Here is a 20,423-nt window from a genome sequence, read left to right on the forward strand (position 1 = left end):
ACGGACTCGCCATTTGAAGAGCCGACCGCCCGGGCGCTTCGCGCCACAAGGCGCGGGTCAAGTTCAATCGCCGAAACTCGGTGCGCGCTCGGCCGCGAAGGGCCCCGGTTTCGGAAATTTCCTTGTGGCGGTGGCTGCGGCACGGCTTGGGGATGCCAAAACGGTTGAGCAGGTCCTCGATGGGGTCGCAATCTCGCCAAACCTCGCATCCGACCCGGCGGCTTTCTTGCGGCGCCACAGACGAGATCGCGCAGGCGATGATGGCGGGATATTCCGACGCCCGTCGCCCGACGGCCGGCGCCCGGTGCAGATGGCCGATGATCCCGCGACAAGGCTGGACAACTGACCGATGGCATCGGGGGTGCTGCCCCATCGCGAATGTTTGCCAACGGTTGCCGGCCCGGTACCCGGAGGGCACGAGTGGGCAAAGCCACAGCTCATGCCGTCCCGGACCGGTGACCGGATGGCGGTTCAGGCCACAGCCTCGCTGACCCCCCGCGACTGGTATTGGCCGGTTGCCTCGGCTTCGACCTGTCCATCGCGTGCCACGGTGCGGCCGCGCAGGATGGTGCGGACCGGCCAGCCGGTGATCTCCATGCCCTCGTAGGGCGTGTAGTCCGAGCCGTGGTTCAGCTTTTCCTGCCGGATGGTGTCACGGCGGTCGGGATCCCACAGGGTAATATCGGCATCCGCACCGATGGCGATGGCCCCCTTGCGGGGATATAGACCATACAGGCGGGCGGGATTGGTCGCGGTCAGGGCGACGAAGCGTTCGACGCTGATCCGGCCTTTCGAGACTCCTTCGGAGAACAGGATCGGCAGCCGGGTTTCGACGCCGGGAATGCCGTTCGGCACCCATTTGAACGAGGTCCGCGCCCGCGGGTTGTCCTTTCCGGTACCCTCCGCGCCCTGGAAGTAGAACGGGCAATGGTCCGAAGAGAACAGCTCGAAGGTGCCGTCGCGCAGTCCTTCCCAGATCGCCGCCTGGCTGTCGGTGTCGCGCGGGGGCGGGGAACACACGTATTTCGCGCCCTCGAAATCCATGTTCAGACCTTTCAGGTCGTCCTTGGTCAGGGCGATATACTGGGGGCAGGTTTCCGCATGCACCTTCAGGCCGCGCTTGCGGGCCCATTGGATCTGCTCCATCGGATCGCGGCCCGAGACATGCACGATCACGATGGGCACATCGGTCAGTTGCGCGTGGCTGATGGCGCGGTGCGTGGCTTCGCGCTCGGCAATCTCGGCGTGGGCTTCGGCATGATAGTAGGGGGCGGTGCGGCCGTCCTCTTCCAGCTTGCGGGTCATGTACTTGATGGCGTCATGCCCTTCAGCGTGCACCATCACCAGTGCCTTCTCGCGCCGGGCCACGTCGAAAACCTCCAGCAGTTCGGCATCGCTGAGCACCAGGTCGTCATAGGTCATGAAGACCTTGAACGAGGTATAGCCATCGCGCACCAGCGCAGGCAGTTCCTGTCCCAGCACCTGCGGCGTCGGATCGGACACAATCAGGTGGAAGGACACGTCGGTATAGCATTTGCCCTCGGCCTTCCGGTGATAGGCGGTGACGCAGTCGCGCAGCGAGGTGCCCTTGATCTGCATCGCGAAGGGCAGAACCGTGGTGTTGCCGCCCGCCGCCGCCGACCGGGTGCCGGTTTCGAAATCGTCGGCCATCACCGTGCCGTCCGATGTCGGCTGGGCCAGATGCACATGCGCGTCGATCCCGCCAGGCAGCACCAGCAGCCCGGTGGCGTCGACCTCCTCGGCCGCGCCTTCGACGCGTTCCGAGATTTCCACGATCCGCCCGTCGCGCACGCCGATGTCGGCGCGGAAGCGGTCTGCGGCGGTCACGATGGTGCCGCCGCGAATGGCCAGGTCGCAGGAGGCACTCATGCGGCGACTCCGGCGACGATTTCGGACAGGGCCGCGGTCAACCGGTCCACCTGCTCCACGGTGTTGTAATGCACCATGGACACCCGCAGCACGCCGTTGTTGCCGTCCTCGCCCAGATCCTCGACCAGCCGACGCGAGTGGAAATCGCCAAAGCGAATGGCGATGCCGTAGTCATCCATCGCGCGCGCCACGGCGCCGGAATCCGCGCCCGCAAACTTGAAGGATATGGTGGGCACACGGGTGCTGTCCTCGTTGGCCGTCTCGCCGATCACATGGACGTCGTTGCGGGCGTTGAGCCAGCCGAGCAGGCGCTCGGTCAGCAGGTCTTCCTGCCGGGTGATGGCGGCATAGGCGGCCTTGATCCTGCTGCGGCGGTCGCCGGTGCCGCCGTGGCGGGCGCCAAGCGCGGCAAGGTAGTCGACGATCCCGTAGGTGCTGTAGGCCAGTTCGTAGTTCGGATTTCCCGGCTCCAGCTTTCCGGGGACTTTGTCCTTGCCGTAGAAATAGTGGTACAGCCCGTCAAGCTCGCGCAGCAGGTCGTATTTGCCGTACATCAGCGCCATGTGCGGGCCATAGGCCTTGTAGAGGCTGAAGACATAGTAATCCACGTCCCAGGCGCGCACATCGATCAGCCGGTGCGGGGCATAGGCCACCGCATCGACGCAGATCTTCGCGCCACGGGCATGGACGAAATCGGCGATCTCGGCCACCGGGTTCACCTTGCCCAGGATGTTGGATACATGGGTGACGCAGACCAGCCGGGTGCGGTCGGTCATCAGCGGTTCCAGATCCTCCAGCCGAAGGCGATAGTTGTCGCGGTCCAGCGGCCAGAACTTCACCACAACGCCGAATTCGCGCAGCCGGTCCCAGGGGCCGATGTTGCTTTCGTGGTCGGCCATGGTGACGATGATCTCGTCGCCGGGCTGGAACTGGCTGCGCATGGCGGCGGCCAGCGTTTGCAGAAGCGCTGTGGTCGAGGGGCCGAAGACGATCTCTTCGGGGCGGGCGGCGTTGACCAGCGTTTGACCCGCCTCGCGACCTTTCATCAGCGCCTCGGCCGCGGCCTGCGAGACCGCGTAGCTGCCGCCGATCTGCACGTTGCGTTCGAACAGGAACTCGGTGATCCGGTCCACCGCACCCTGCACCGTTTGCGACCCGCCGGCGTTGTCGAAGAACACCCAGTCGTCGCGCAGGCCCGGAAACTGGCTGTGCACGAACTCCATGTCGAGCGGTCGTTGCGTGTCGGTCATTTCGGGTATCCTTGTCAGTGGTTCAGCACGGCGCTGAGGAAGTTCCGGGTACGGGGTTCGCGCGGGTTGCTCAGTACCTGGCTGGGCGGGCCGGTCTCGATGATCTCGCCGGCATCCATGAAGATCACGCGGTCGGCGACCTGGCTGGCAAAGCCCATCTCGTGGGTGACGACGACCATGGTGACGCCGGTGCCCGCCAGGCTGCGCATCACGTCCAGAACCTCGCCCACCATTTCGGGGTCCAGCGCCGAAGTCGGCTCGTCGAACAGCATGACCTGCGGCTCCATCGCCAGGGCGCGGGCGATGGCGACGCGCTGTTGCTGGCCACCCGACAGATGGGCGGCATATTTGTCGGCCTGTTCGGCGATGCCCACACGGGCCAGAAGGCGGTCGGCCTGAGCCGCGGCATCGGCGCGCGAAGTACCGCGCACCCGGCGGGGGGCGAGCATGACGTTTTCACGCACGGTCAGATGCGGGAACAGGTTGAACGACTGGAACACCATGCCGACCTCGGCGCGCACCTTGGCCAGCGCGCGGCCCGGTCGCACGGGGATGTCATCGACCCGGATTTCGCTGTCGTCCGAGAAGCTTTCCAGCCGGTTTATGCAGCGGATGAGCGTCGACTTGCCCGACCCGGAGGGGCCGACCACGCAAACGACTTCGCCCTTTTCGATTTCAAGATCGATGCCCTTGAGCGCCTCGAAGGTGCCATAGGACTTGCGAAGATTTCTGATGCTGACAAATCCGGACATTCAGCGGCTCCTTGCGGCGAACCGGCGTTCCATGCGCGACACCAGCGCGACCAGCGGCCAGAGAAAGGCAATGTAGATGACGGCGGCGCTGATCAGCGGCGTCGGATTGGCGGCCAGCGCCTGTGCCTGTGTGGCCTGTTTCAGCAGATCGGGCATCGCCACCACCGAGGCCAGCGCGGTGTCCTTGACCACGTTGATCGAATTGTTGGTCAGCGGCGGGATGACGATCTTGACGGCCTGCGGCAGGATCACGTCGACCATGGTCTGGCGGTGGTTCAGGCCCAGGGCGGCCGAGGCTTCGAACTGGCCTTTCGGGATAGCCTCGATCCCGGCGCGGAAGATCTCGGCCGTATAGGCACCCGAGACCAGCGTCAGCGCGCTCATGGCCGAGGCGAAGGGCGACAGGCGCACGCCCACGAAGGGCAGCGCGTAATAGACGATGATCAGCAGCACCAGCAGCGGGATTGACCGGAAGACGTCGATGTAGACCTTTGTCACGAAGCGGACCGGGGCAACCGCGTACAGCCGCAGCATCGCCAGGATCAGACCCAGGACCAGCCCGGCCACGATGCTGGCCGCGCCCAGTTGCGCCGTGACCCAAAGGCCCTTCATCAACAGCGGCCAGGTGCGCAGAAACACATCCACGTTCAGAAAAGTGTCGAAGATATTCATGGGGTTCCTTCAGGCACAGATGCCGGAAAGGGCCGGAGCGGGAGGCTCCGGCCGGTCGTTGTCGGCTCAGTTGAGCGTCGGCATCGGCAGGACCTTCACGGTCGAGGTGGTGTCCTCGGGAACCGCGCCGAACCACTTTTCGTGCAGGCCGGCCAGAACGCCCTCTTCCTTCAGGGTGGTGAGGATGTCGTTGACCGTGGTCGCCAGTTCGGAATCCTTGGCGAACATCATCGAATACTTCTCGCCGGTCTCGATGCGCTGGACCACTTCAAGGTTCGGCTTGTCCTTCACGTAGTAGAGCAGCGCCGGAATGTCCGAGATGTAACCGTCGATGCGGCCAGCGGCGAGGTCGAGCATCGCCGGGGACAGACCTTCATAGCGGCGGATGTCCGAAAACCCGACCTGATCGGCATTGCCCGTGGCCCACATGTCGCCGGTCGATCCGGTGTCGACGCCAACCGCCTTGTCCTTCATCTCGTCCAGCGAAGCAGGACCGCCGGTAGCGACGGTCAGCGACTGGTCGCTGTCATAGTAGGGCTGAGCAAAGGAAACCGATTCGAGCCGTTCGTCGGTGATGGTGATCGACGAGGTGGCAATGTCGATGCGGCCGGACTGTACCGCCGAGAACAGGCCGTTGAACGGGATGTTCACGATCTCGACTTCGGCGCCCAGACGTGCGGCGACCTCGTTCACCAGATCGATCTCGAAGCCGACGAAATCGCCGGATTCGTCCTGAAATTCCCACGGCACGTTGCCGATGTTCGCGCCGACGGTCAGCTTGTCCTGTGCGGAGGCGGCAAGGGTCGTGCTGCCGAAAAGGGCAAGTCCGAGGGCGGCGAGTTTGAGAGGCGATGCAGTCATGAGGTTTCCCTGTCCTGGTTCGTTTCTGGATTGACCGGACAAACCGGTCTGACCAGTATGCAATCATGATTGGGTTGGCGATGCAACAGGTGACATGTCCATTTCCGGACGACGCCGCTATCGTGGGTCGCAACGGGAGGACGAGCAGCGAAAATGATGGAAAAGGCACCGGTGACGCAGACGATTGCGCGACGCCTGCAGGAAATGATTCGGACCGGCGAGCTGAAAAAGGGCGAGAAGATCCCGTCGCAGCGCGTGTTGTCCGAAACGCTGAAGGTCTCGCGCCCGTCCCTGCGCGAGGCTCTGCTGACATTGGAAACACTGGGACTGGTCAGAACGCTGCCGGCGCGGGGCACCTATGTCATCGACCGCGATGCGGAGGCCGAGCCGCAGACCGTCTGGCGGTATGACGATGACTATTCCATTCGCGACGTGTTCCAGTCGCGGGTATTGATCGAATCCGAATTGTGCCGGACGGCGGCACAAAACATGGATGCGGCCCGGTTGGAGCGGTTGGTGCAGGCGGCGGCAGAGTTCGAACGGGCCTGGCGGCAGGGCGATCTGGTGGCGCATGTGGAGGCCGACCTGGGGTTTCACCGGGCGATTGCCGAGGCCAGTCCGAACCGGATGCTGCGCCGCCTTTACTATTCGGTTCAGGATCTGTTGACCGAAAGCCAGCGTCAGCCGATTCCGAACACCGCCGGCGATCGCATGGTGCAATCCATGCAGGAGCATCGCGAGATCCTGTCGGCCTTGCAGGCGGGCGACGGCGCGCGGGCCGAGCGCGCCATGCGGGCCCATATCGGCAACACGGCGGCCTGTGCCGGGATCACGCTGTCATAGGTCGAAGTCAACCTGAGACCGCGCTGTGGCGCGGTGATCCCTGCGGAAACGGACGCCACCGCGCGACGGGGAGGGCGCCGCGCGGTGGTCGGGATGAGGCGTTGTCCTCACGCCTCATCATGCGGATCAGCTTGCGGTGACGCGCTGGTGTTGCTCGCCCAGGCCTTCGATGCTCAGACGCATCTCGTCGCCGTCCTTCAGGTAGCGCGGCGGGGTCATGCCGAAGCCCACGCCCGGCGGGGTGCCGGTTGAAATGATGTCGCCCGGTTGCAGCGACATGTAGCGCGACAGGTAGGACACCACATGGGCCACGCCGAAAACCATCGTGCGGGTCGAGCCGTCCTGCACCCGTTCGCCGTTCAGCTCCAGCCACATGGACAATTGCGCCGGATCGGCGATCTCGTCCCGCGTCACCATCCAGGGGCCGATGGGGCCGAAGGTGTCGGCGGATTTGCCTTTGACCCACTGGCCGCCATGTTCCAGCTGGAACGCGCGTTCAGACAAGTCGTTGACGATGCAGTAGCCCGCCACATGATCCAGCGCGTCCGCTTCGGACACATCCCTGGCTTCCTTGCCGATGACGACACCCAGTTCAACCTCCCAATCGCCCTTCTCGGCGCCGCGCGGCAGGACGACGGTGTCGTTGGGACCGATGATCGCCGAAGTGGCCTTCATGAAGATCACCGGTTCTTTCGGCACTTCCATGCCGCTTTCGGCGGCGTGATCGGCATAGTTCAGGCCGATGCAGATGAATTTGCCCACATGGCCGACGCAGGCGCCGATGCGGCTGCCCCCGTCGATCACCGGCAGGCTGTCCAACGACAGACCGCGCAGGCGGTCCAGGGTTTCGGGCAGAAGGGCCGCGCCCGCGACGTCGTCGATCTCGCCCGACAGGTCGCGGATCGAGCCGTCGGAATGCAGTACTGCGGGACGTTCCTGGCCCCTGGGGCCGACGCGCATGAGTTTCATGTCAGTTCCTTGTGTTTCTGAGTGTTGGCGGCGACCCGCTGTACCATGTGGTCCAGTTCCTTCGCCGTGATGGCGTCGGGCTGGCTGGTGGGGGGGCGCACATAGGCGGATTTGAAGATGCGGCGCTGGACCAGCAGCGCCTTGTGAATGTGGTAGAACAGGTCGCCGGACTGGAACCCCAGGCGGCTGACCGGCAGGATCTCGGCTTCGACCAGCGTGGCGGCAGTGTCGAAGTTTCCGGCGCACAGGGCGTTCCAGACCTGCATGAACTCGCGCGCCTGGCTGGCAAAGGGCATGGTGCCCCGCGCGCCCCGGCGGAATTCCTCGACCAGCGTGCCGCCGCCCGCGCCCCCAAGGATCGCCAGCTTGTCGCCGACGGCGGTCGTCATGGCCTGCACCTGCGCGACGGTGGGCTGGGTTTCGACCTTGATGGTGTCGACCAGCGGCACCGCATCGGCGATGCGCAGGGCCAGCGCCGGCGGAATCGGTGCCTGCGGCACATCCTGAAGGACGATGGGCAGGCCGGTGGCCGACGCGATCTGGTCCAGATGTTCGATCACCGCGTCCGGGCCGCTGGGGAAGAAATCCGGCGGCCAGATCATCAGGCGCGTGGCACCGGCCTCGGCGGCCTCGGTGGCCAATTGCACCGCCACATGGGTGCCGGGGGCCGAGACGTTCATGATGACCGGCATCTGGCCCTCGACCTGATCGGCCACCGCGCTCAGCATGGCGCGCCGTTCCTGCAGGGTCAGCTTGAAGATCTCGCTGCCGATGGCGATGCCGATGCCGTGGACACCGGCCTCCAGCATGGCATCGACCTCCAGCCGCAAGCTGCCATAGTCGATGGTGCCGTTGGCGGTGAAAGGGGTCAGCAGGATCGGCACGATTCCGGTCAGGCCAGTCATTCGGCGCTCTCCGTCATGGTCAGGGAAAATACAGGCTTCAGGGGGTAATGCGCCGGGCGGCCGTCGGCATCGGTCACCATCAGGTGGGACATCTCCTGCCACCAGCGGGTGGTGGTTTCGCTGGCGGGCGCACCGGGCGCCGGGAACGGGCGGTCCCGTTCCTGAAAGGCGAAGATCGTGGTGCCGGTGCGGAACAGGTGGAACTGTCGGATGCCGCTTGCGGTCATCTGGTCCAGAAGCTCGGGCCAGACGGCAGCATGGGCCTTGTCATAGGCCGCTTCCGCGCCGTCCTTCAGGCGCATGGTCCAAGCGCGTCGATGCAGGCTCATGACGTCACCCGGTTGTCGTCGATATAGTCCCAGACCACATCGTAGCCAAGGCCGGGACCGGTCGGCATCGCCACATAGCCTTCGGCATCCATCGGATCGCAGTTGCGGCGCAAATAGGGGTGCGGGGCGTCATAGTCGACGCCGGGGGCCAGCAGCCCTTTCTCGTACCATTCGCTGGTGTCTTCCGAAGTCGCGCCCATGACCTGCAGGTTGCCCCAGCCCGCCATGTGAATCTCGCAGCGCTGACCGAAGGCCTCGCAGACCACGGCGGTCTTGCGGCAGCCGGTGATGCCGCCCCGGCGAATGTCCATCCGGCTCATGTCCGAGGCGCCCTGAAGGATCCATTCGGCGCGAGTGAAGACGCCGCCCGCAGCGATTTCGGGGGCGAGGATCGGGATCGACAGTTCGCGGCACAGCCGGCGATAGCTTTCGACCCGGTATTCGGGCATCGGGTGTTCGAACCAGTAGAAGTCGAGCTTCTCCAACTCGCGGCCGACTTTGATGGTCTCTTCCAGCGTGTGGTAGGTGCCCCAGACATCGTACATCAACACCATGTCCGGCCCGACCGCCTCGCGCACAAGGTTGATGGTCTCGATATCGGCGCGGATGTTCGAGGGGCGGCCGTTGGTGGGTTTGCCGGTGTCCGGGTTCCAGAAATAATGCGGATGGATCTTGTAGGCCTTGTAGCCCTCGGCCTTGCAGGCCAGCGCGTGTTCGGCATAGACCTGCGGCGGACCGATGTTGGGATAGGTCGAGGCATAGGCGGGCACCTTGTCGCGTGCCCCGCCCATCAGCTTGTAGACCGGCAGGCCGGCGTGGTTGCCCGCCAGATCCCACAGCGCGCAGTCAATGACGCTTTGCGCCACCTCGGGAATGTTGCGCACCCACATCCATTTCCAGATCAGCTCGCGGTCGAACGGGTCGGCCCCGAGGATCATGTCGCGGACCTGGCCCTCGATCAGGCGCTGTTCGTCCGGTGTCATGCCGTCCTGATCGCCATGCTTGCCGCCGCCGAAGAAATGCCCCACCAGCCCCGCGTCGGTCTCGATGGTGGTCACGGTCTGGATCACCTCGGCGCCGGGTTTCAGCCGGGCATGGCCGATGTCCCAGCGGTCCGCGTGGGTGCGGAACCGCGTGACCTTGACGTCGCTGATCTTCATGACGCGGTGCCGACCTGACCAAGCGCCACTTCGGTGGCCGCGTCGAAGCAATGCATCTTGCCGGGAACGATGGACAGATGCACCTGGTCGCCCGGCGCATGGGGAATACGGTCGCGGGTGGTCAGGGTGACGGTGCCATCCGGCGTGCGCAGCACCATTTCGGTTTCCGCGCCGGTCGGCTCGATCACAACGATCTTGGCGGGAATGCCGGTGTCGGCCAGGCGCAGATCCTCGGGGCGGAAACCCGCGATGATGTCATGGCCGTTCTTCAGCTGGGTGCCGGGCGCCCCCAGGATCACCCCGGAGGCGGTGCGCAGCCCGTCAGCCGAGGCTTTCGCGGGCAGGAAATTCATGGCGGGCGAGCCGATGAACCCGGCCACGAAGACATTCGCCGGGTTGTCGTACAGCTCCAGCGGCGAGCCGATCTGTTCCACATGGCCGCCGCGCATGACGACGATCTTGTCGGCCATGGTCATGGCTTCGATCTGGTCGTGGGTGACATAGATCGTCGTGGTCTTCAGGCGCTGGTGCAGTTCCTTGATCTCGGCGCGCATCTGCACCCGCAGCTTGGCGTCGAGGTTCGACAGCGGTTCGTCGAACAGGAACACTTCCGGATCCCGAACGATGGCGCGGCCCATGGCCACGCGCTGACGCTGGCCGCCCGACAACTGGCGCGGGAAGCGTTCCAGCAGCGGTACGAGGTCCAGAATCTCGGCGGCGGCGTTGACCTTGCGGGCGATCTCTTCCTTGGATTCCTTGGCCAGCCGCAGCGAGAACGCCATGTTCTTGGCCACGTCCATATGCGGGTACAGCGCGTAGTTCTGGAACACCATCGCGATGTTGCGTTCCTTGGGCTGCAGCCGGTTGATGACGGTACCGTCCAGCACGATCTCGCCGCCCGAGATGGTTTCCAGCCCGGCGATGGAGCGCAGAAGCGTGGACTTGCCGCAGCCCGAAGGGCCGACCAGCACGGTGAATTCGCCGTCCGAGATGTCGAGGTCGATGCCGTGCAGGACTTCGACCGCGCCATAGGATTTACGGATGTTTCTGAGCGCTACTGATCCCATCGGATCATCCTCCCTTGGAAATTTCAGCACCCGCGTCGAACGCAGGCAGCACAAACTGGGGAGGGCGGTTGCCCTCCGGGTCACGGGGGACGGCCACATGGCCGCCCGCAAGATCGGGGCGCGGCCCCATCAGGCTGTACAGCGGCGAGGTCTCGCCACGGTCAACGCATTCCACCTGCGCCCCGGTCTGGCAGGCCGCGGCCATCGCCAGCGACCAGGGCTGTTCGCAGGTGTTGTGCAGGATCACCGGCACATCGGTACCGGCGGCCATGTCGAGAACAGCCAGAGTTTCGGTGATGCCGCCCGCCCAGGCCACATCCGGCTGCAACACCCCGACCACGCCGCTGCGCAACAGGTCGGCGCAATCGGCCCGCGAGTAGGCGAAGTTGCCAAGCGCCAGAGCGATGTCGGGATCCAGTTCGTCCCGAACCCGTCGCAGGTCTTCGATGTTCTGCGGCGGGATCGGATCTTCGATCCAGGCCAGCGGCAGATCGGCGGCGGCTTCGGCAAACCGCAGGGTATAATCCGCATCCCACGCCAGGAAGGCGTCGATCATGATCGGCACATCCGGGCCAGCGGCCTCGGCAAAGCGGCGCATCAGGGCGATATTGGCCTCCAGCCCCTCTTGCCCGGCCTCGGGTCCGTAAGGTGCTGCCGCCTTCAGCCCGTGCCACGGCCCGTCGGTGAAGGCTTCGGGCCGCGGCGTGGTCATATAGACTGGCAGGGTGTCCTGGGCGCTGCCGCCCAGAAGATCCACCAGCGGCTGGCCGCTGGCCTTGGCCTGAAGATCCCACAGGGCAATGTCGACACCGGCCACCGCCATCATGGCAAAGCCCGAGCGATCGTTGGGCAAAAGCGAGGCTGTCATCTGGTCTTGCAGCAGCGCCACATCGCCCAGATCCTCGCCGGTCAGCAGCCGCGCCAGATGGGCGTTGACGATCATCTCGACAACCTCGCCGCCATTGGTGCAGCCCCAGCCGATGTGGCCGTCTTCGCCCTCGACCCGGACAAAGACTTTCTTGGTGGGCCACATCCAGCTTGCGCGAGACTCGGCAAACCGGGGGAAGCGCGACATGGGCGACGCGATCCTTGTGGTTTGCAGGGTCTGCTTCTGGAAGCCGCAATCCACGGCCCGGGCAGTGATGGACCGGATCTTCATCCTTTCACGGCCCCGGCCAGCAGTCCGCGCGTGAAGTAGCGCTGACCGAAGAAGAACACGAGCATGATGGGAAGGGCCACGATGGCTGCGGCCGCGCCGACGTACTGGAACTCAAGCGTGAACAGCTCGACAAAGCTGGCCAGACCGATGGTGACGGTCTTGTTGTCGTTGGACTCCAGCAGGATCGAGGCAAAGGCGAACTCGGACCACGCCCCCACGAAGTGCCACATGGCGGCGGTGATCAGCGCCGGGGTCGCCAACGGAAGCACCACCATGACCATACTTTGAATGCGGGTCGCCCCGTCCATCATGGCGCTTTCTTCCAGTTCGCGCGGAATTTCCCGTAGGCTGGAGGCGATGATCCAGGTCGCGAAGGGCAGGCCGAAGGCGGAATAGAGCAGCACCAGACCGATCAGGCTGTCCTGCAGACCGATCATGTTCATCAGCCGGTAGGTCGGCAGCAGCAGGGCGGCGCCCTGGAACATACGGCTGATGAGCAGCCCGCCCAGGATCAGGTCGCGGCCCGGAAACTTCAGCCTGGCAAAGGCATAGCCGGCCAGCGTTCCGAAGAAGACCACAAGAACCGTCGAGGTGATCGCGACGAAGAAGCTGTTGCCGATCAGGCGCGGCCAGTCCAGCAGCTGTCCCTTCTGGTGCGTCGGCGAGAACAGCGCCGTGTACGCCTCCAATGTCGGGGTTTGCGGCCAGAAGGAGATCGGAAGCTGCGCCAGTTCGGCCTGCGTCTTGAACGAGGCCAGGAACAGCCAGAAGATCGGGAACAGGATGTAGATGGCGATCACGACGCCCACAAGACTGAGCGCGATCCAGTAGAATGTGCGGGGAGACTCGTTCATTCCGAACCCTCCGAGGCCCACGAGCGGCGGTTGATGTAGAGATACAGCGCGACGATCGAGGCCAGCATCACCAGGTTGATGACCGACATGGCCGAGGCCACGCCCCAGTTGAAGAATTCGAAGCTCTGTTGGTAGATGTAGGTCGACATGATCTGGCTGGCGTTGGCCGGGCCACCACCGGTCATGATCCACGGCAGCGCGAATTCAGCGGTGATCCAGATCATCGAGATGACGGTCACGGCGGTCAGCGAAAACGCGATGTTGGGGATGATGACGAAGCGGAATCGCTCCAACGGGCTGGCACCATCCATGCGCGCGGCTTCGATCTGATCGTCGGGAACCGAGCGGATCGCGGCGCACAGGATCAGCGCCACCAGCGGCATCTTGCGCCAGATCAGCACCACGACCAGCGCCCACATGACCAGGTTGGGATCGCCCAGGAAGGATATCGTGCCTTCAGTCATCCCCGTGGATTCCAGGGTCTGGCCAATGATGCCGACCTGACCGTGCAGCATCCATTTCCAGGCCATGGCGGTGACCACGTCCGGCAGCACCCAGGGCAGCAGGATCAGCGCCCGCAGGGCGCCGGTCAGCTTGCTGTCCACGGCAAGGAAGGTGCCGACACCCAAGCCGACCAGCACGCACAGGCAGGTGCCACCCAGGATCCAGATGGCGGTGTTCTTCATCACCAGCCAGAACACCGGATCGGCGGTCAGCGACGTGAAGTTGCTGAAGGTTCCAAAGCCGCGCTCCTGCCCCATGACGATCTTTGTCAGGCTGAGCGTGGCCACGTTGTAGGTGGGCCCGATGACGAACGCCAGAACGGCAATCACCACGGGCAAAATCATGAAATACGCCAGGAGGCGATCATTCTGCATTGTCTTCGGGCCCTTTCTTCTGTCGGCCGAGAGATTATCCGCGGATCAGGTCGATCTGGGTCTGGGCGGCCTTGGTCGCGTCGTCCAACGCCTCTTGCGGCGTCTTCTGGCCAAGCACGGCTTCCTGGATGGCGGTGCCAAGGGCCGATTCGATGGCGGAAACGCCGATGAACCGCGGCATCGGGGCGGCCCCTTCGAAGAGCGTGCCTTCGTTGTAGGCTTTCACCCAGTTCGGCCAGACGGCCTCAAGCTCGGCATTGTCCCAGGCGGCGACACCGGCGGGGATGCGGGCGATCTCGGGCTGGCCGCCCCAGATTTCCAGCTGCTCGTTCTGCGACCAGAAATCGAGGTACTCAATGGCCGCCTCCGGGTTTTCCGAGCGCGAGGAGACCATCAGGATCGCGGTCGGGTCCATGATCGCGTTCACCGGCGGGAAGGAGCCGGTGGCCTCATCCGGGCGGGGGAAGGGGACGCCGGTCCAGCGCACATCTTCGTTCACGCCCCAGGGGGTGTTCAGCCACGACAGGCCGATCCACATGGCCGAGCGGCCCTGTCCGAACAGTTGCGCGGTGTCGCGGAAGAAGGTCTCGGTCAGCGAAGTCGCCGCCGGGGTCGAGCCATCGGCGATCAGGTCGACATAAAGTTGCAGAGCATCCACGATGCCGGGATCGTTCAGGGTGACCTTGCCGGTTTCATCGTCGAAGATCCGGCCGCCGTTGGCATAGGCGATGCCTTCGAAGATGTTGATGTCCACGGGCGCGGTGGTTGCCGGGAAGGCAATACCGGGGCGTCCGGGTTTGGTCATCGCCTTGGCGTATTCGCGCAACTCGTCCCAGGTTGCGGGCGGGCGGTCGAAACCAGCTTCTTCCAGCGCGTCCAGGTTGACGGCCAGGAAGCTTGCCATGTCCACATAGGTCGGCAGGCCGTAGAGCTTGCCGTCTTCCATGCCGGATTCCAGCACCTCGGGCACAATGCGCTCTTTCCAGCCGTCGATCTTGTCACCGGCGATGTCGTCCAGCGGCTGCACCATGCCGAAGCCGACGAATTCGGGAATGTCCTGACCGAAGGCCACGATGACATCCGCCAGGCGGCGGGTCTGGAAGCCCGCAAGGATCTTCTGACGACGGATCTGGCCGTTGAAGTAGGAGTAGTTCAGCTCGACGTCGGGGTTGGCTTCGGAAAACGCGTCGTTCCGGCCGGCCCACTGTTCAACCTCGTTCGGCGTGCCGCCGAATTTCCAGACCGAAAGTTCGCCCGACTGCGCATAGGCGCCGCCGACGGTTGCAAGGGTCACGGCCCCGGCAACGGCCGTCGTGCCAAGGAAGCGGCGACGGTTGATTGCATTGATCATGATAGATCCTCCCAGGTGATGAAGCGACAGGACTGTCGCCTCCGAATCTCGATGATATACGAGTATCATTCGATATTGACGGACCCTAATGGCAATGATATTCGTGTGTCAATTACAAAAACGGCCGTTTTCGTTTCCTCGGTGGAAGGGCGGCCGAAGCATCCTCAGGGGTGTCTGAACGGGTGAAGGGGTAACGCGGATGGCTGGAGAGACTCGCAGGAAGGTGACGTTGAAAGACGTGTCCAAGGCGTCTGGTTTGTCGCTGATCACCGTGTCGCGCGCCCTGCGCCAGCCCGAGACGGTGCACGCGGATACCCGCGCCAAGATCCAGAAAACCATCGACGAATTGGGCTATATTCCCAACCTTGCTGCGCGCTCTCTGGTCTCGCAACGCTCGGACATGATCGGGGTCGTGGTGCCGATCCTTGCAAGCTCGCTGTTCGCCGATTTCGCGGAAGGCGTGTCCAAGGCTCTGGAGCCGCAGGGCCAGCGGGTTCTGCTGGCGGTCAGCAACTGGCAGCCCGAGAAAGAGGAGGAGGCGATTCGCACCTTCATCGCGCGTCAGGCGGATGCGATCATCCTGACAGGTTTTTCCCATACCGATGCCGCGCGGCGGCTGCTGGACCGGTACGACGGGCCAGTGGTCGAGGCATGGAATACCCGCGAGAACGTGATCGACAGTGCCGTGGGGTTCAACAACCACGCGGCGGCGGCGGAGATGACCCGCTATCTTATCGACAAGGGCTACCGGGACATCGTGATGGTGGGCGGCAGTTCGGTCAACAACGACCAGGCGGCCGACCGGACGCAGGGATTCATTGATGCCATGACGGCCGCGGGCCGCGAGGTGGGTCCTGAGTCCATCGTCGAATTCGACAACCCCGCCACCATCGAAAGCGGTGGCCCGTTGATTCGCAGCCTGCTGGCCCGCGACCGCAAGCCGGACGCGGTGTTCTTCCTTGCGGAACTTCCCGCGCAGGGCGCCATGCTGTGGTGCCTGTCGAACGGTGTCCGGGTGCCCGAGGACGTGGCGATTGCCGGGTTCGGGGATCTCAGCCTGTCCGCCCTGCTGCCGGTGCCCATGACGACGGTGCAGATTCGCGGCCGCGAGATCGGCGAGGCCGCTGCGGCGCAGACGTTGCAGCGGCTGCAGGGCGCCCCGGTCGATCGCACCGTCAAGGACGTCGGTTTTCAGTTACAGATCAGGAGCAGCACATGAAGAATTCGAACCAGGCCCAGGGTTTCCGGTCCGCAGGAGGCCGCTCATGGTGAAGGCTGCCATCATCGGCGCCGGGCATTTCGCCTATCGCATGCATATCCCGGTTCTGGCCGCCCGGCCCGAGGTGGTCCTCGACAGCGTCTGCCGCCTGGGCCGGGAAGAACTGGACCTGATCCGAGACGAATTCGGGTTTGCTTTTGCCACCGAAGACTGGCGCGAGATTCTGGACCGCGACATCGACATTGCCGTGATCGCCTCGCCGCACAACCTGCACTACGCGCAGGCCAAGGCGTTTCTGGAAAAGGGCTGTCATGTCCTTGTCGAAAAGCCCATGTGTCTGGATCCCGCCGAGGCCTGGGATCTGGTCGAAACCGCGCGCCGCGCCGACCGCGAACTGCTGGTCGCCTATGGCTGGAACTACAAACCCGGCCTGGACCAGATGCGCGAGATGGTCGGCAAGATCGGCGAGATCGAACATGTGGTCTGTCACATGGCGTCGTTCACGCGGTCGATCTTCTCGGGCGGGGCGCTGGGCCGCTGGCAGCATGTGGCGATCCAGCCGGACCGGTCGACCTGGGAGTCCCCCGATCAGGGCGGCGGCTATGCCTATGGTCAGCTGTCGCACGCGCTGGGCATCCTGTTCTGGCTGACCGATCTGCGCGCTGCCGAGATCCAGGCCATCACCTATGATGCGCCGACCACCATCGATCTGCACGACGCGGCAACCGTGCGCTTTGCCAACGGTGCAACCGGGGTGTTTTCGGGCAGTTGCGGGGTGCCCCAGGGCCATGGATTCGAGGTTGATCTGCGGATCTACGGCAGCACAGGCTCGGTCCTGCTGGACATCGAAACCCAGCGGCTGACCCTGAAACTGCCCGACGGGGTCACCGAAACTGCGGCGGTACCGCCCGGTGCCTGGACCTACAGCTGCGAAGGCCCTGCCAACCGGCTGGCCGATATCGCCTTGGGCAAAGGGCGAAACGAAAGCCCCGGCGATGTCGGCGCCCGCGCGGTCGAAGTTCTGCACGCCCTTCTGGGATCGGCCCATTCCGGCGGTTCCCGACAATCCATCAACACCGCCCCGGCGGCCCCTACGGAGTAACATCAGACATGCAACAGATTGCCATCGTAACCGGCGGCGCGCAGGGCATTGGCCGCGCCGTCGCCGAGAAACTTGCCGCCACGGGCGCGCGCATCGCCATCTGGGACAATGACGCCGACCTGGCGGAAAAGACCGCGCAGGAAATCGGCGGCGGCGCCTTTGCCTGTGCCGTCGATATCTCGGACTGGGACAGCGTCCAGCAGGCCATGGCGGCCACGCAGGCGCAGGGCGGCCCGATTGCCATCCTGGTGAATTCGGCCGGGGTGGCCGGGTCCAACGCGCCCCTGGCCGACTATCCGGTCGAGGAGTTCCGCAAGATCTGCGAGATCAACCTTGTCGGCGCGTTCCACGTCAATCGCGCCGTGGTGCCGGCCATGGTGGCCGAAGGCTATGGCCGAATCGTCAACATCGCCTCGGTCGCCGGGAAAGAGGGCAACCCCAATGCCTCGGCCTATTCCGCGTCGAAAGCCGGGGTCATCGGACTGACCAAATCGCTGGGCAAGGAGCTTGCCAATCTGGACATCGCGGTCAACTGTGTCACCCCGGCGGCGGCGCGCACGCGCATCTTCGACCAGATGAAGCAGGAACACATCGACTACATGCTGTCGAAAATCCCGCGTGGCCGGTTCCTGGAACTGAACGAGGCGGCCGCAATGATCGTCTGGCTGTGCTCGCCAGAGAACAGCTTTACCACCGGCGCGGTGTTCGACCTGTCCGGCGGGCGAGCCACCTATTGAGCGGCACCTCCGTGACTGGGGCTGAAGCAGCAAGCATTGCGCAAGGGGTCTCGGACCTCTTGCGCGGCATCGCGCTGATCGACGGGCATCACCACTTTTGGCAGATCGGGCGCTTTCCCTATCGCTGGCTGGATGCCTCGGCGCCTGCGGCACGGTTCGGGGACAAGGCGGGCATCGCGGGCGACTACCTGCCCCCGCAATACCTTGCCGATTTCGCCGGTCTGCCGCTGGCGGGCAGCGTGCATGTGCAGGCCAATTGCGGCGCGGATCCCGTCGAGGAAACCCGCTGGCTGCAAGACCTGACGGATCGCACCGGTTGGCCCACGGCCATTGTCGGACAGATCGATCTGTCCGCCCCCGACGCGCGGCAGTCCGTCGACCGGCACCGGGCGTTTGCTGCCCTGCGCGGGTTGCGGACGCCGGTGGCATGGGACAAGGCCGGGCGCTGGCGCGTGGCCGACCGCCCCCATGTGCTGTTGGATGCCGGGTTTCGCGATGCGGCGGCGCATATGGCCGAGCACGACCTGTGCCTTGAGATGGTCGTTGCGCCCGAACAGCTGGCCGAACTGACGGAGTTCGCCGCCGCCCATCCGCGCTTGCAGATCGTCGTCAACCATTTCGCGACACTGGAGCCGTCGCAGCCGGGCAATACCGACGCCTGGGCGGCAGGCATCGCCGGGCTGACGGACTGTCCCAATGTGTCCGTCAAGCTGTCCGGCTTGTGGACCGTGGACAAGGCGTGGGACCCGCAGGTTCTGCGTCCGTTCGTTGATCACCTGCTGACCAGTCTCGGGTCCGCGCGGGTGCTCTATGGCTCGAACATGCCGGTGGAAGGGGTCAACTGCCCGGTGGACCAGCAATTTGCCAGTCTGGCGCGGGTGCTGGGCGGGCGTACTCGGGCGGAGTTGGAGGATATCTTCTGCGCAACCGCGCGCCGGATCTATCGGCTGGCGCTGGCTGAACCGGTGCAAGAGTCCGACACATGAAGCCACCGCCGGGCGCGCCGCCAGGTGCCGCCGAATGGTCAAGCGATAGGCAGCGGGACTCCGGAACAGGCGCGCGCACGGCGGCTCATCACCCGTTTGCCTGCGGCCGCGTGTCATCCAGATCGCCGCGCGACCGGGATCGGATTTCTTGCCACAGGCTGCGCAGGGCGGCGAGGGTCTGGTGTTCCGCCTCGCCGGTTTCCAATGCCTGACGGACCCGCGCGCCGCCGCGTGTCTGGAAGTCCACATAGCCGTCGAACCTTGGCCGCAGCAGTGCGTGTTCGGCGGTGGCGGCGGTATCGCGGTAGAATTTCCCCCAGTCGCGGTTCACCGCGTCATCCTGCCATGCCACGCGGGCGGAAGGCTGGCCGCCGTGCGCGGGCAGGAACCGGGTCTGGGTGGGCGGATCCATCAGCCAGCGCACATGCGCCAGAAGCTCGGGATCGGGCTGGCAGCGTTTGGTAAAGGCGATGCCGGTGCCGCCGATCATGCCGCCCAGCCCGGAGGCCGTCCGCAAACTGTCGGAAAAGGCCAGCGGGTATCGGCCATCGCCGGCGCGGGCATAGGTGATGTAGTTGAAGATCAGCGGCACCAGCGCAATCTCGTCCCCGCGTGCCATGACTTCGGACATCTGGATCGGGTTGAGCGTTTCGCTGCCCGGCGGGCGCAGGCGATAAAGTCGGTGCATGATTTCCAGCCCGCGCAGCGCCGGCGCCTCCGGCCAGATCTCGTCCCCGCGCGGCGCAACCCCCGCGCCGCCACAGATCGACATCAGGGTCAGGATGGCATGCGGCCCGGCCAGCGATTGCGCCACCGGCACCTTGTGCGCCATGTCCAGCACCGCTTCCCAACTATCGGGCGGGGTGGCGACCATATCGGCGCGCCGCATCATCGTCTGCATCGCCACATCCAGCGGCAGCGCCCAATGCTTGCCCTGCCACAGGTAGGACCGCATCGAGGGGCCGATGCTTTGGCGGCCCCAGGCGGCGATGGTTGTTTCGGGGAACAGATCTTCGATGGGCACAAGGCAATCTTCGGCCACGGCCTCGCCGATATGGGGGTGATCCATCACCACAAGGTCATTCTCGGAGGCCAGTTGCGCGATCGGCGCGCTTTCGAACCCTTCCAGCGGCTGCTTGTTCCAATGCAGCAGGGGCGCGCCGGGATGCTCCGCGTTCACCTTCCGCGCAGCCTCGGCCAGGGCTTCATAGCCGCGGGGGTGATCCCAGGTCAGACCGGTGAATTTGGCGTTCATGTCGACGTCTCCGAAAGCGCCCCTTGCCGGGCCACGAGTAACTTCCGCCCAGCGACGGGGTCGTGCCGACCCGCGTCTGGACGTGTTTCCGACCCAAGAAGAATTCGGCGCAATTTTGCTGACGGGTGTGTGGCATTCATGGAATTCTATGCGAATGGCAATCGTTGCGTTAATCTAAAGTGAC

20 protein-coding genes are annotated in these 20,423 nt (G+C 64.7%); 5 read left to right on the forward strand and 15 right to left on the reverse strand.

Annotated features, from left to right (window positions below; genetic code table 11):
* Positions 1–471: 471 nt before the first annotated feature.
* The 5 genes from hydA to AB0T83_RS14325 form a co-directional block, all read right to left on the reverse strand.
* The gene (gene hydA, locus AB0T83_RS14305) at positions 472–1,890 is read right to left on the reverse strand and encodes a dihydropyrimidinase (protein ID WP_366193855.1); all 1,419 of its coding nucleotides are present in this window, start codon (positions 1,888–1,890) and stop codon (positions 472–474) included.
* Complete coding sequence (locus AB0T83_RS14310; protein WP_366193856.1) at positions 1,887–3,140, reverse strand: cysteine desulfurase-like protein; 1,254 nt, start codon at positions 3,138–3,140, stop codon at positions 1,887–1,889. The genes hydA and AB0T83_RS14310 overlap by 4 nt, the downstream gene beginning before the upstream one ends.
* Positions 3,141–3,154: 14 nt before the next feature.
* A complete protein-coding gene (locus AB0T83_RS14315) occupies positions 3,155–3,892 on the reverse strand; it encodes an amino acid ABC transporter ATP-binding protein (protein WP_366193857.1) in 738 nt (245 codons plus the stop codon).
* Positions 3,893–4,564, reverse strand: a complete 672-nt coding sequence (locus AB0T83_RS14320; protein ID WP_366193858.1) for an amino acid ABC transporter permease — start codon at positions 4,562–4,564, stop codon at positions 3,893–3,895.
* A gap of 66 nt (positions 4,565–4,630) precedes the next feature.
* Entirely contained in the window at positions 4,631–5,425 is a 795-nt protein-coding gene (locus tag AB0T83_RS14325) for a transporter substrate-binding domain-containing protein (protein WP_366193859.1), read from the reverse strand.
* Between the two features lie 171 nt (positions 5,426–5,596).
* Here AB0T83_RS14325 and AB0T83_RS14330 point away from each other — a divergent pair, with 171 nt between their 5' ends.
* Positions 5,597–6,268, forward strand: a complete 672-nt coding sequence (locus AB0T83_RS14330; protein WP_366193860.1) for a FadR/GntR family transcriptional regulator — start codon at positions 5,597–5,599, stop codon at positions 6,266–6,268.
* Between the two features lie 126 nt (positions 6,269–6,394).
* Here the strand turns inward: AB0T83_RS14330 and AB0T83_RS14335 are convergent, their stop codons facing one another.
* The 9 genes from AB0T83_RS14335 to AB0T83_RS14375 are packed head-to-tail and all read right to left on the reverse strand — an operon-like array spanning position 6,395 to position 14,940.
* Positions 6,395–7,237: a fumarylacetoacetate hydrolase family protein gene (locus tag AB0T83_RS14335; RefSeq protein ID WP_366193861.1), complete on the reverse strand. Its 843-nt coding sequence runs from the start codon at positions 7,235–7,237 to the stop codon at positions 6,395–6,397.
* Entirely contained in the window at positions 7,234–8,142 is a 909-nt protein-coding gene (locus tag AB0T83_RS14340) for a dihydrodipicolinate synthase family protein (protein WP_366193862.1), read from the reverse strand. The genes AB0T83_RS14335 and AB0T83_RS14340 overlap by 4 nt, the downstream gene beginning before the upstream one ends.
* Positions 8,139–8,471: an L-rhamnose mutarotase gene (locus AB0T83_RS14345; RefSeq protein ID WP_366193863.1), complete on the reverse strand. Its 333-nt coding sequence runs from the start codon at positions 8,469–8,471 to the stop codon at positions 8,139–8,141. The genes AB0T83_RS14340 and AB0T83_RS14345 overlap by 4 nt, the downstream gene beginning before the upstream one ends.
* Entirely contained in the window at positions 8,468–9,631 is a 1,164-nt protein-coding gene (locus tag AB0T83_RS14350; RefSeq protein WP_366193864.1) for an enolase C-terminal domain-like protein, read from the reverse strand. The genes AB0T83_RS14345 and AB0T83_RS14350 overlap by 4 nt, the downstream gene beginning before the upstream one ends.
* Positions 9,628–10,698, reverse strand: a complete 1,071-nt coding sequence (locus AB0T83_RS14355; RefSeq protein ID WP_366193865.1) for an ABC transporter ATP-binding protein — start codon at positions 10,696–10,698, stop codon at positions 9,628–9,630. Before AB0T83_RS14355 ends, AB0T83_RS14350 begins: the two co-directional genes overlap by 4 nt.
* Positions 10,699–10,702: 4 nt before the next feature.
* A complete protein-coding gene (locus tag AB0T83_RS14360; protein WP_366193866.1) occupies positions 10,703–11,857 on the reverse strand; it encodes a mandelate racemase/muconate lactonizing enzyme family protein in 1,155 nt (384 codons plus the stop codon).
* Positions 11,854–12,711: a carbohydrate ABC transporter permease gene (locus AB0T83_RS14365; RefSeq protein ID WP_366193867.1), complete on the reverse strand. Its 858-nt coding sequence runs from the start codon at positions 12,709–12,711 to the stop codon at positions 11,854–11,856. Before AB0T83_RS14365 ends, AB0T83_RS14360 begins: the two co-directional genes overlap by 4 nt.
* Positions 12,708–13,589, reverse strand: a complete 882-nt coding sequence (locus tag AB0T83_RS14370; protein WP_366193868.1) for a carbohydrate ABC transporter permease — start codon at positions 13,587–13,589, stop codon at positions 12,708–12,710. The genes AB0T83_RS14365 and AB0T83_RS14370 overlap by 4 nt, the downstream gene beginning before the upstream one ends.
* Before the next feature lie 34 nt (positions 13,590–13,623).
* Positions 13,624–14,940: an ABC transporter substrate-binding protein gene (locus AB0T83_RS14375; protein ID WP_366193870.1), complete on the reverse strand. Its 1,317-nt coding sequence runs from the start codon at positions 14,938–14,940 to the stop codon at positions 13,624–13,626.
* Positions 14,941–15,139: 199 nt separating this feature from the next.
* On the opposite strand from AB0T83_RS14375, the gene AB0T83_RS14380 reads away from it, so the two are divergent.
* From AB0T83_RS14380 to AB0T83_RS14395, 4 genes are read left to right on the forward strand one after another with little or no spacing between them, the layout of a single operon-like run.
* The gene (locus AB0T83_RS14380) at positions 15,140–16,159 is read left to right on the forward strand and encodes a LacI family DNA-binding transcriptional regulator (RefSeq protein ID WP_366193872.1); all 1,020 of its coding nucleotides are present in this window, start codon (positions 15,140–15,142) and stop codon (positions 16,157–16,159) included.
* Positions 16,160–16,205: 46 nt separating this feature from the next.
* Complete coding sequence (locus AB0T83_RS14385; RefSeq protein ID WP_366193874.1) at positions 16,206–17,261, forward strand: Gfo/Idh/MocA family protein; 1,056 nt, start codon at positions 16,206–16,208, stop codon at positions 17,259–17,261.
* A gap of 8 nt (positions 17,262–17,269) precedes the next feature.
* Positions 17,270–17,998, forward strand: a complete 729-nt coding sequence (locus AB0T83_RS14390; RefSeq protein WP_366193876.1) for an SDR family NAD(P)-dependent oxidoreductase — start codon at positions 17,270–17,272, stop codon at positions 17,996–17,998.
* Between the two features lie 11 nt (positions 17,999–18,009).
* Positions 18,010–18,984 carry an amidohydrolase family protein gene (locus AB0T83_RS14395; protein WP_366193878.1) on the forward strand — a complete coding sequence of 325 codons (975 nt, stop codon included), beginning with the start codon at positions 18,010–18,012 and terminating at the stop codon, positions 18,982–18,984.
* An 88-nt stretch (positions 18,985–19,072) separates the two neighbouring features.
* On the opposite strand, the gene AB0T83_RS14400 is transcribed toward AB0T83_RS14395, so the two are convergent.
* Positions 19,073–20,239 carry an extracellular solute-binding protein gene (locus AB0T83_RS14400; RefSeq protein ID WP_366193880.1) on the reverse strand — a complete coding sequence of 389 codons (1,167 nt, stop codon included), beginning with the start codon at positions 20,237–20,239 and terminating at the stop codon, positions 19,073–19,075.
* Between the last annotated feature and the right edge of the window lie 184 nt (positions 20,240–20,423).

The sequence above is a fragment of the Meridianimarinicoccus marinus genome (genome assembly GCF_040689105.1).
Classification (GTDB): domain Bacteria; phylum Pseudomonadota; class Alphaproteobacteria; order Rhodobacterales; family Rhodobacteraceae; genus Meridianimarinicoccus; species Meridianimarinicoccus marinus.

Coding starts and splice junctions, on each gene's coding strand:
- AB0T83_RS14315 (WP_366193857.1), bottom strand. CDS start 3,892: ATGTCCGGATTTGTCAGCATCAGAAATCTTCGCAAGTCCTATGGCACC.
- AB0T83_RS14360 (WP_366193866.1), bottom strand. CDS start 11,857: ATGAAGATCCGGTCCATCACTGCCCGGGCCGTGGATTGCGGCTTCCAG.
- AB0T83_RS14400 (WP_366193880.1), bottom strand. CDS start 20,239: ATGAACGCCAAATTCACCGGTCTGACCTGGGATCACCCCCGCGGCTAT.
- AB0T83_RS14325 (WP_366193859.1), bottom strand. CDS start 5,425: ATGACTGCATCGCCTCTCAAACTCGCCGCCCTCGGACTTGCCCTTTTC.
- AB0T83_RS14390 (WP_366193876.1), top strand. CDS start 17,270: ATGCAACAGATTGCCATCGTAACCGGCGGCGCGCAGGGCATTGGCCGC.
- AB0T83_RS14365 (WP_366193867.1), bottom strand. CDS start 12,711: ATGAACGAGTCTCCCCGCACATTCTACTGGATCGCGCTCAGTCTTGTG.
- AB0T83_RS14385 (WP_366193874.1), top strand. CDS start 16,206: ATGGTGAAGGCTGCCATCATCGGCGCCGGGCATTTCGCCTATCGCATG.
- AB0T83_RS14370 (WP_366193868.1), bottom strand. CDS start 13,589: ATGCAGAATGATCGCCTCCTGGCGTATTTCATGATTTTGCCCGTGGTG.
- AB0T83_RS14380 (WP_366193872.1), top strand. CDS start 15,140: ATGGCTGGAGAGACTCGCAGGAAGGTGACGTTGAAAGACGTGTCCAAG.
- AB0T83_RS14335 (WP_366193861.1), bottom strand. CDS start 7,237: ATGAAACTCATGCGCGTCGGCCCCAGGGGCCAGGAACGTCCCGCAGTA.
- AB0T83_RS14375 (WP_366193870.1), bottom strand. CDS start 14,940: ATGATCAATGCAATCAACCGTCGCCGCTTCCTTGGCACGACGGCCGTT.
- AB0T83_RS14345 (WP_366193863.1), bottom strand. CDS start 8,471: ATGAGCCTGCATCGACGCGCTTGGACCATGCGCCTGAAGGACGGCGCG.
- AB0T83_RS14320 (WP_366193858.1), bottom strand. CDS start 4,564: ATGAATATCTTCGACACTTTTCTGAACGTGGATGTGTTTCTGCGCACC.
- AB0T83_RS14350 (WP_366193864.1), bottom strand. CDS start 9,631: ATGAAGATCAGCGACGTCAAGGTCACGCGGTTCCGCACCCACGCGGAC.
- AB0T83_RS14355 (WP_366193865.1), bottom strand. CDS start 10,698: ATGGGATCAGTAGCGCTCAGAAACATCCGTAAATCCTATGGCGCGGTC.
- AB0T83_RS14310 (WP_366193856.1), bottom strand. CDS start 3,140: ATGACCGACACGCAACGACCGCTCGACATGGAGTTCGTGCACAGCCAG.
- AB0T83_RS14340 (WP_366193862.1), bottom strand. CDS start 8,142: ATGACTGGCCTGACCGGAATCGTGCCGATCCTGCTGACCCCTTTCACC.
- hydA (WP_366193855.1), bottom strand. CDS start 1,890: ATGAGTGCCTCCTGCGACCTGGCCATTCGCGGCGGCACCATCGTGACC.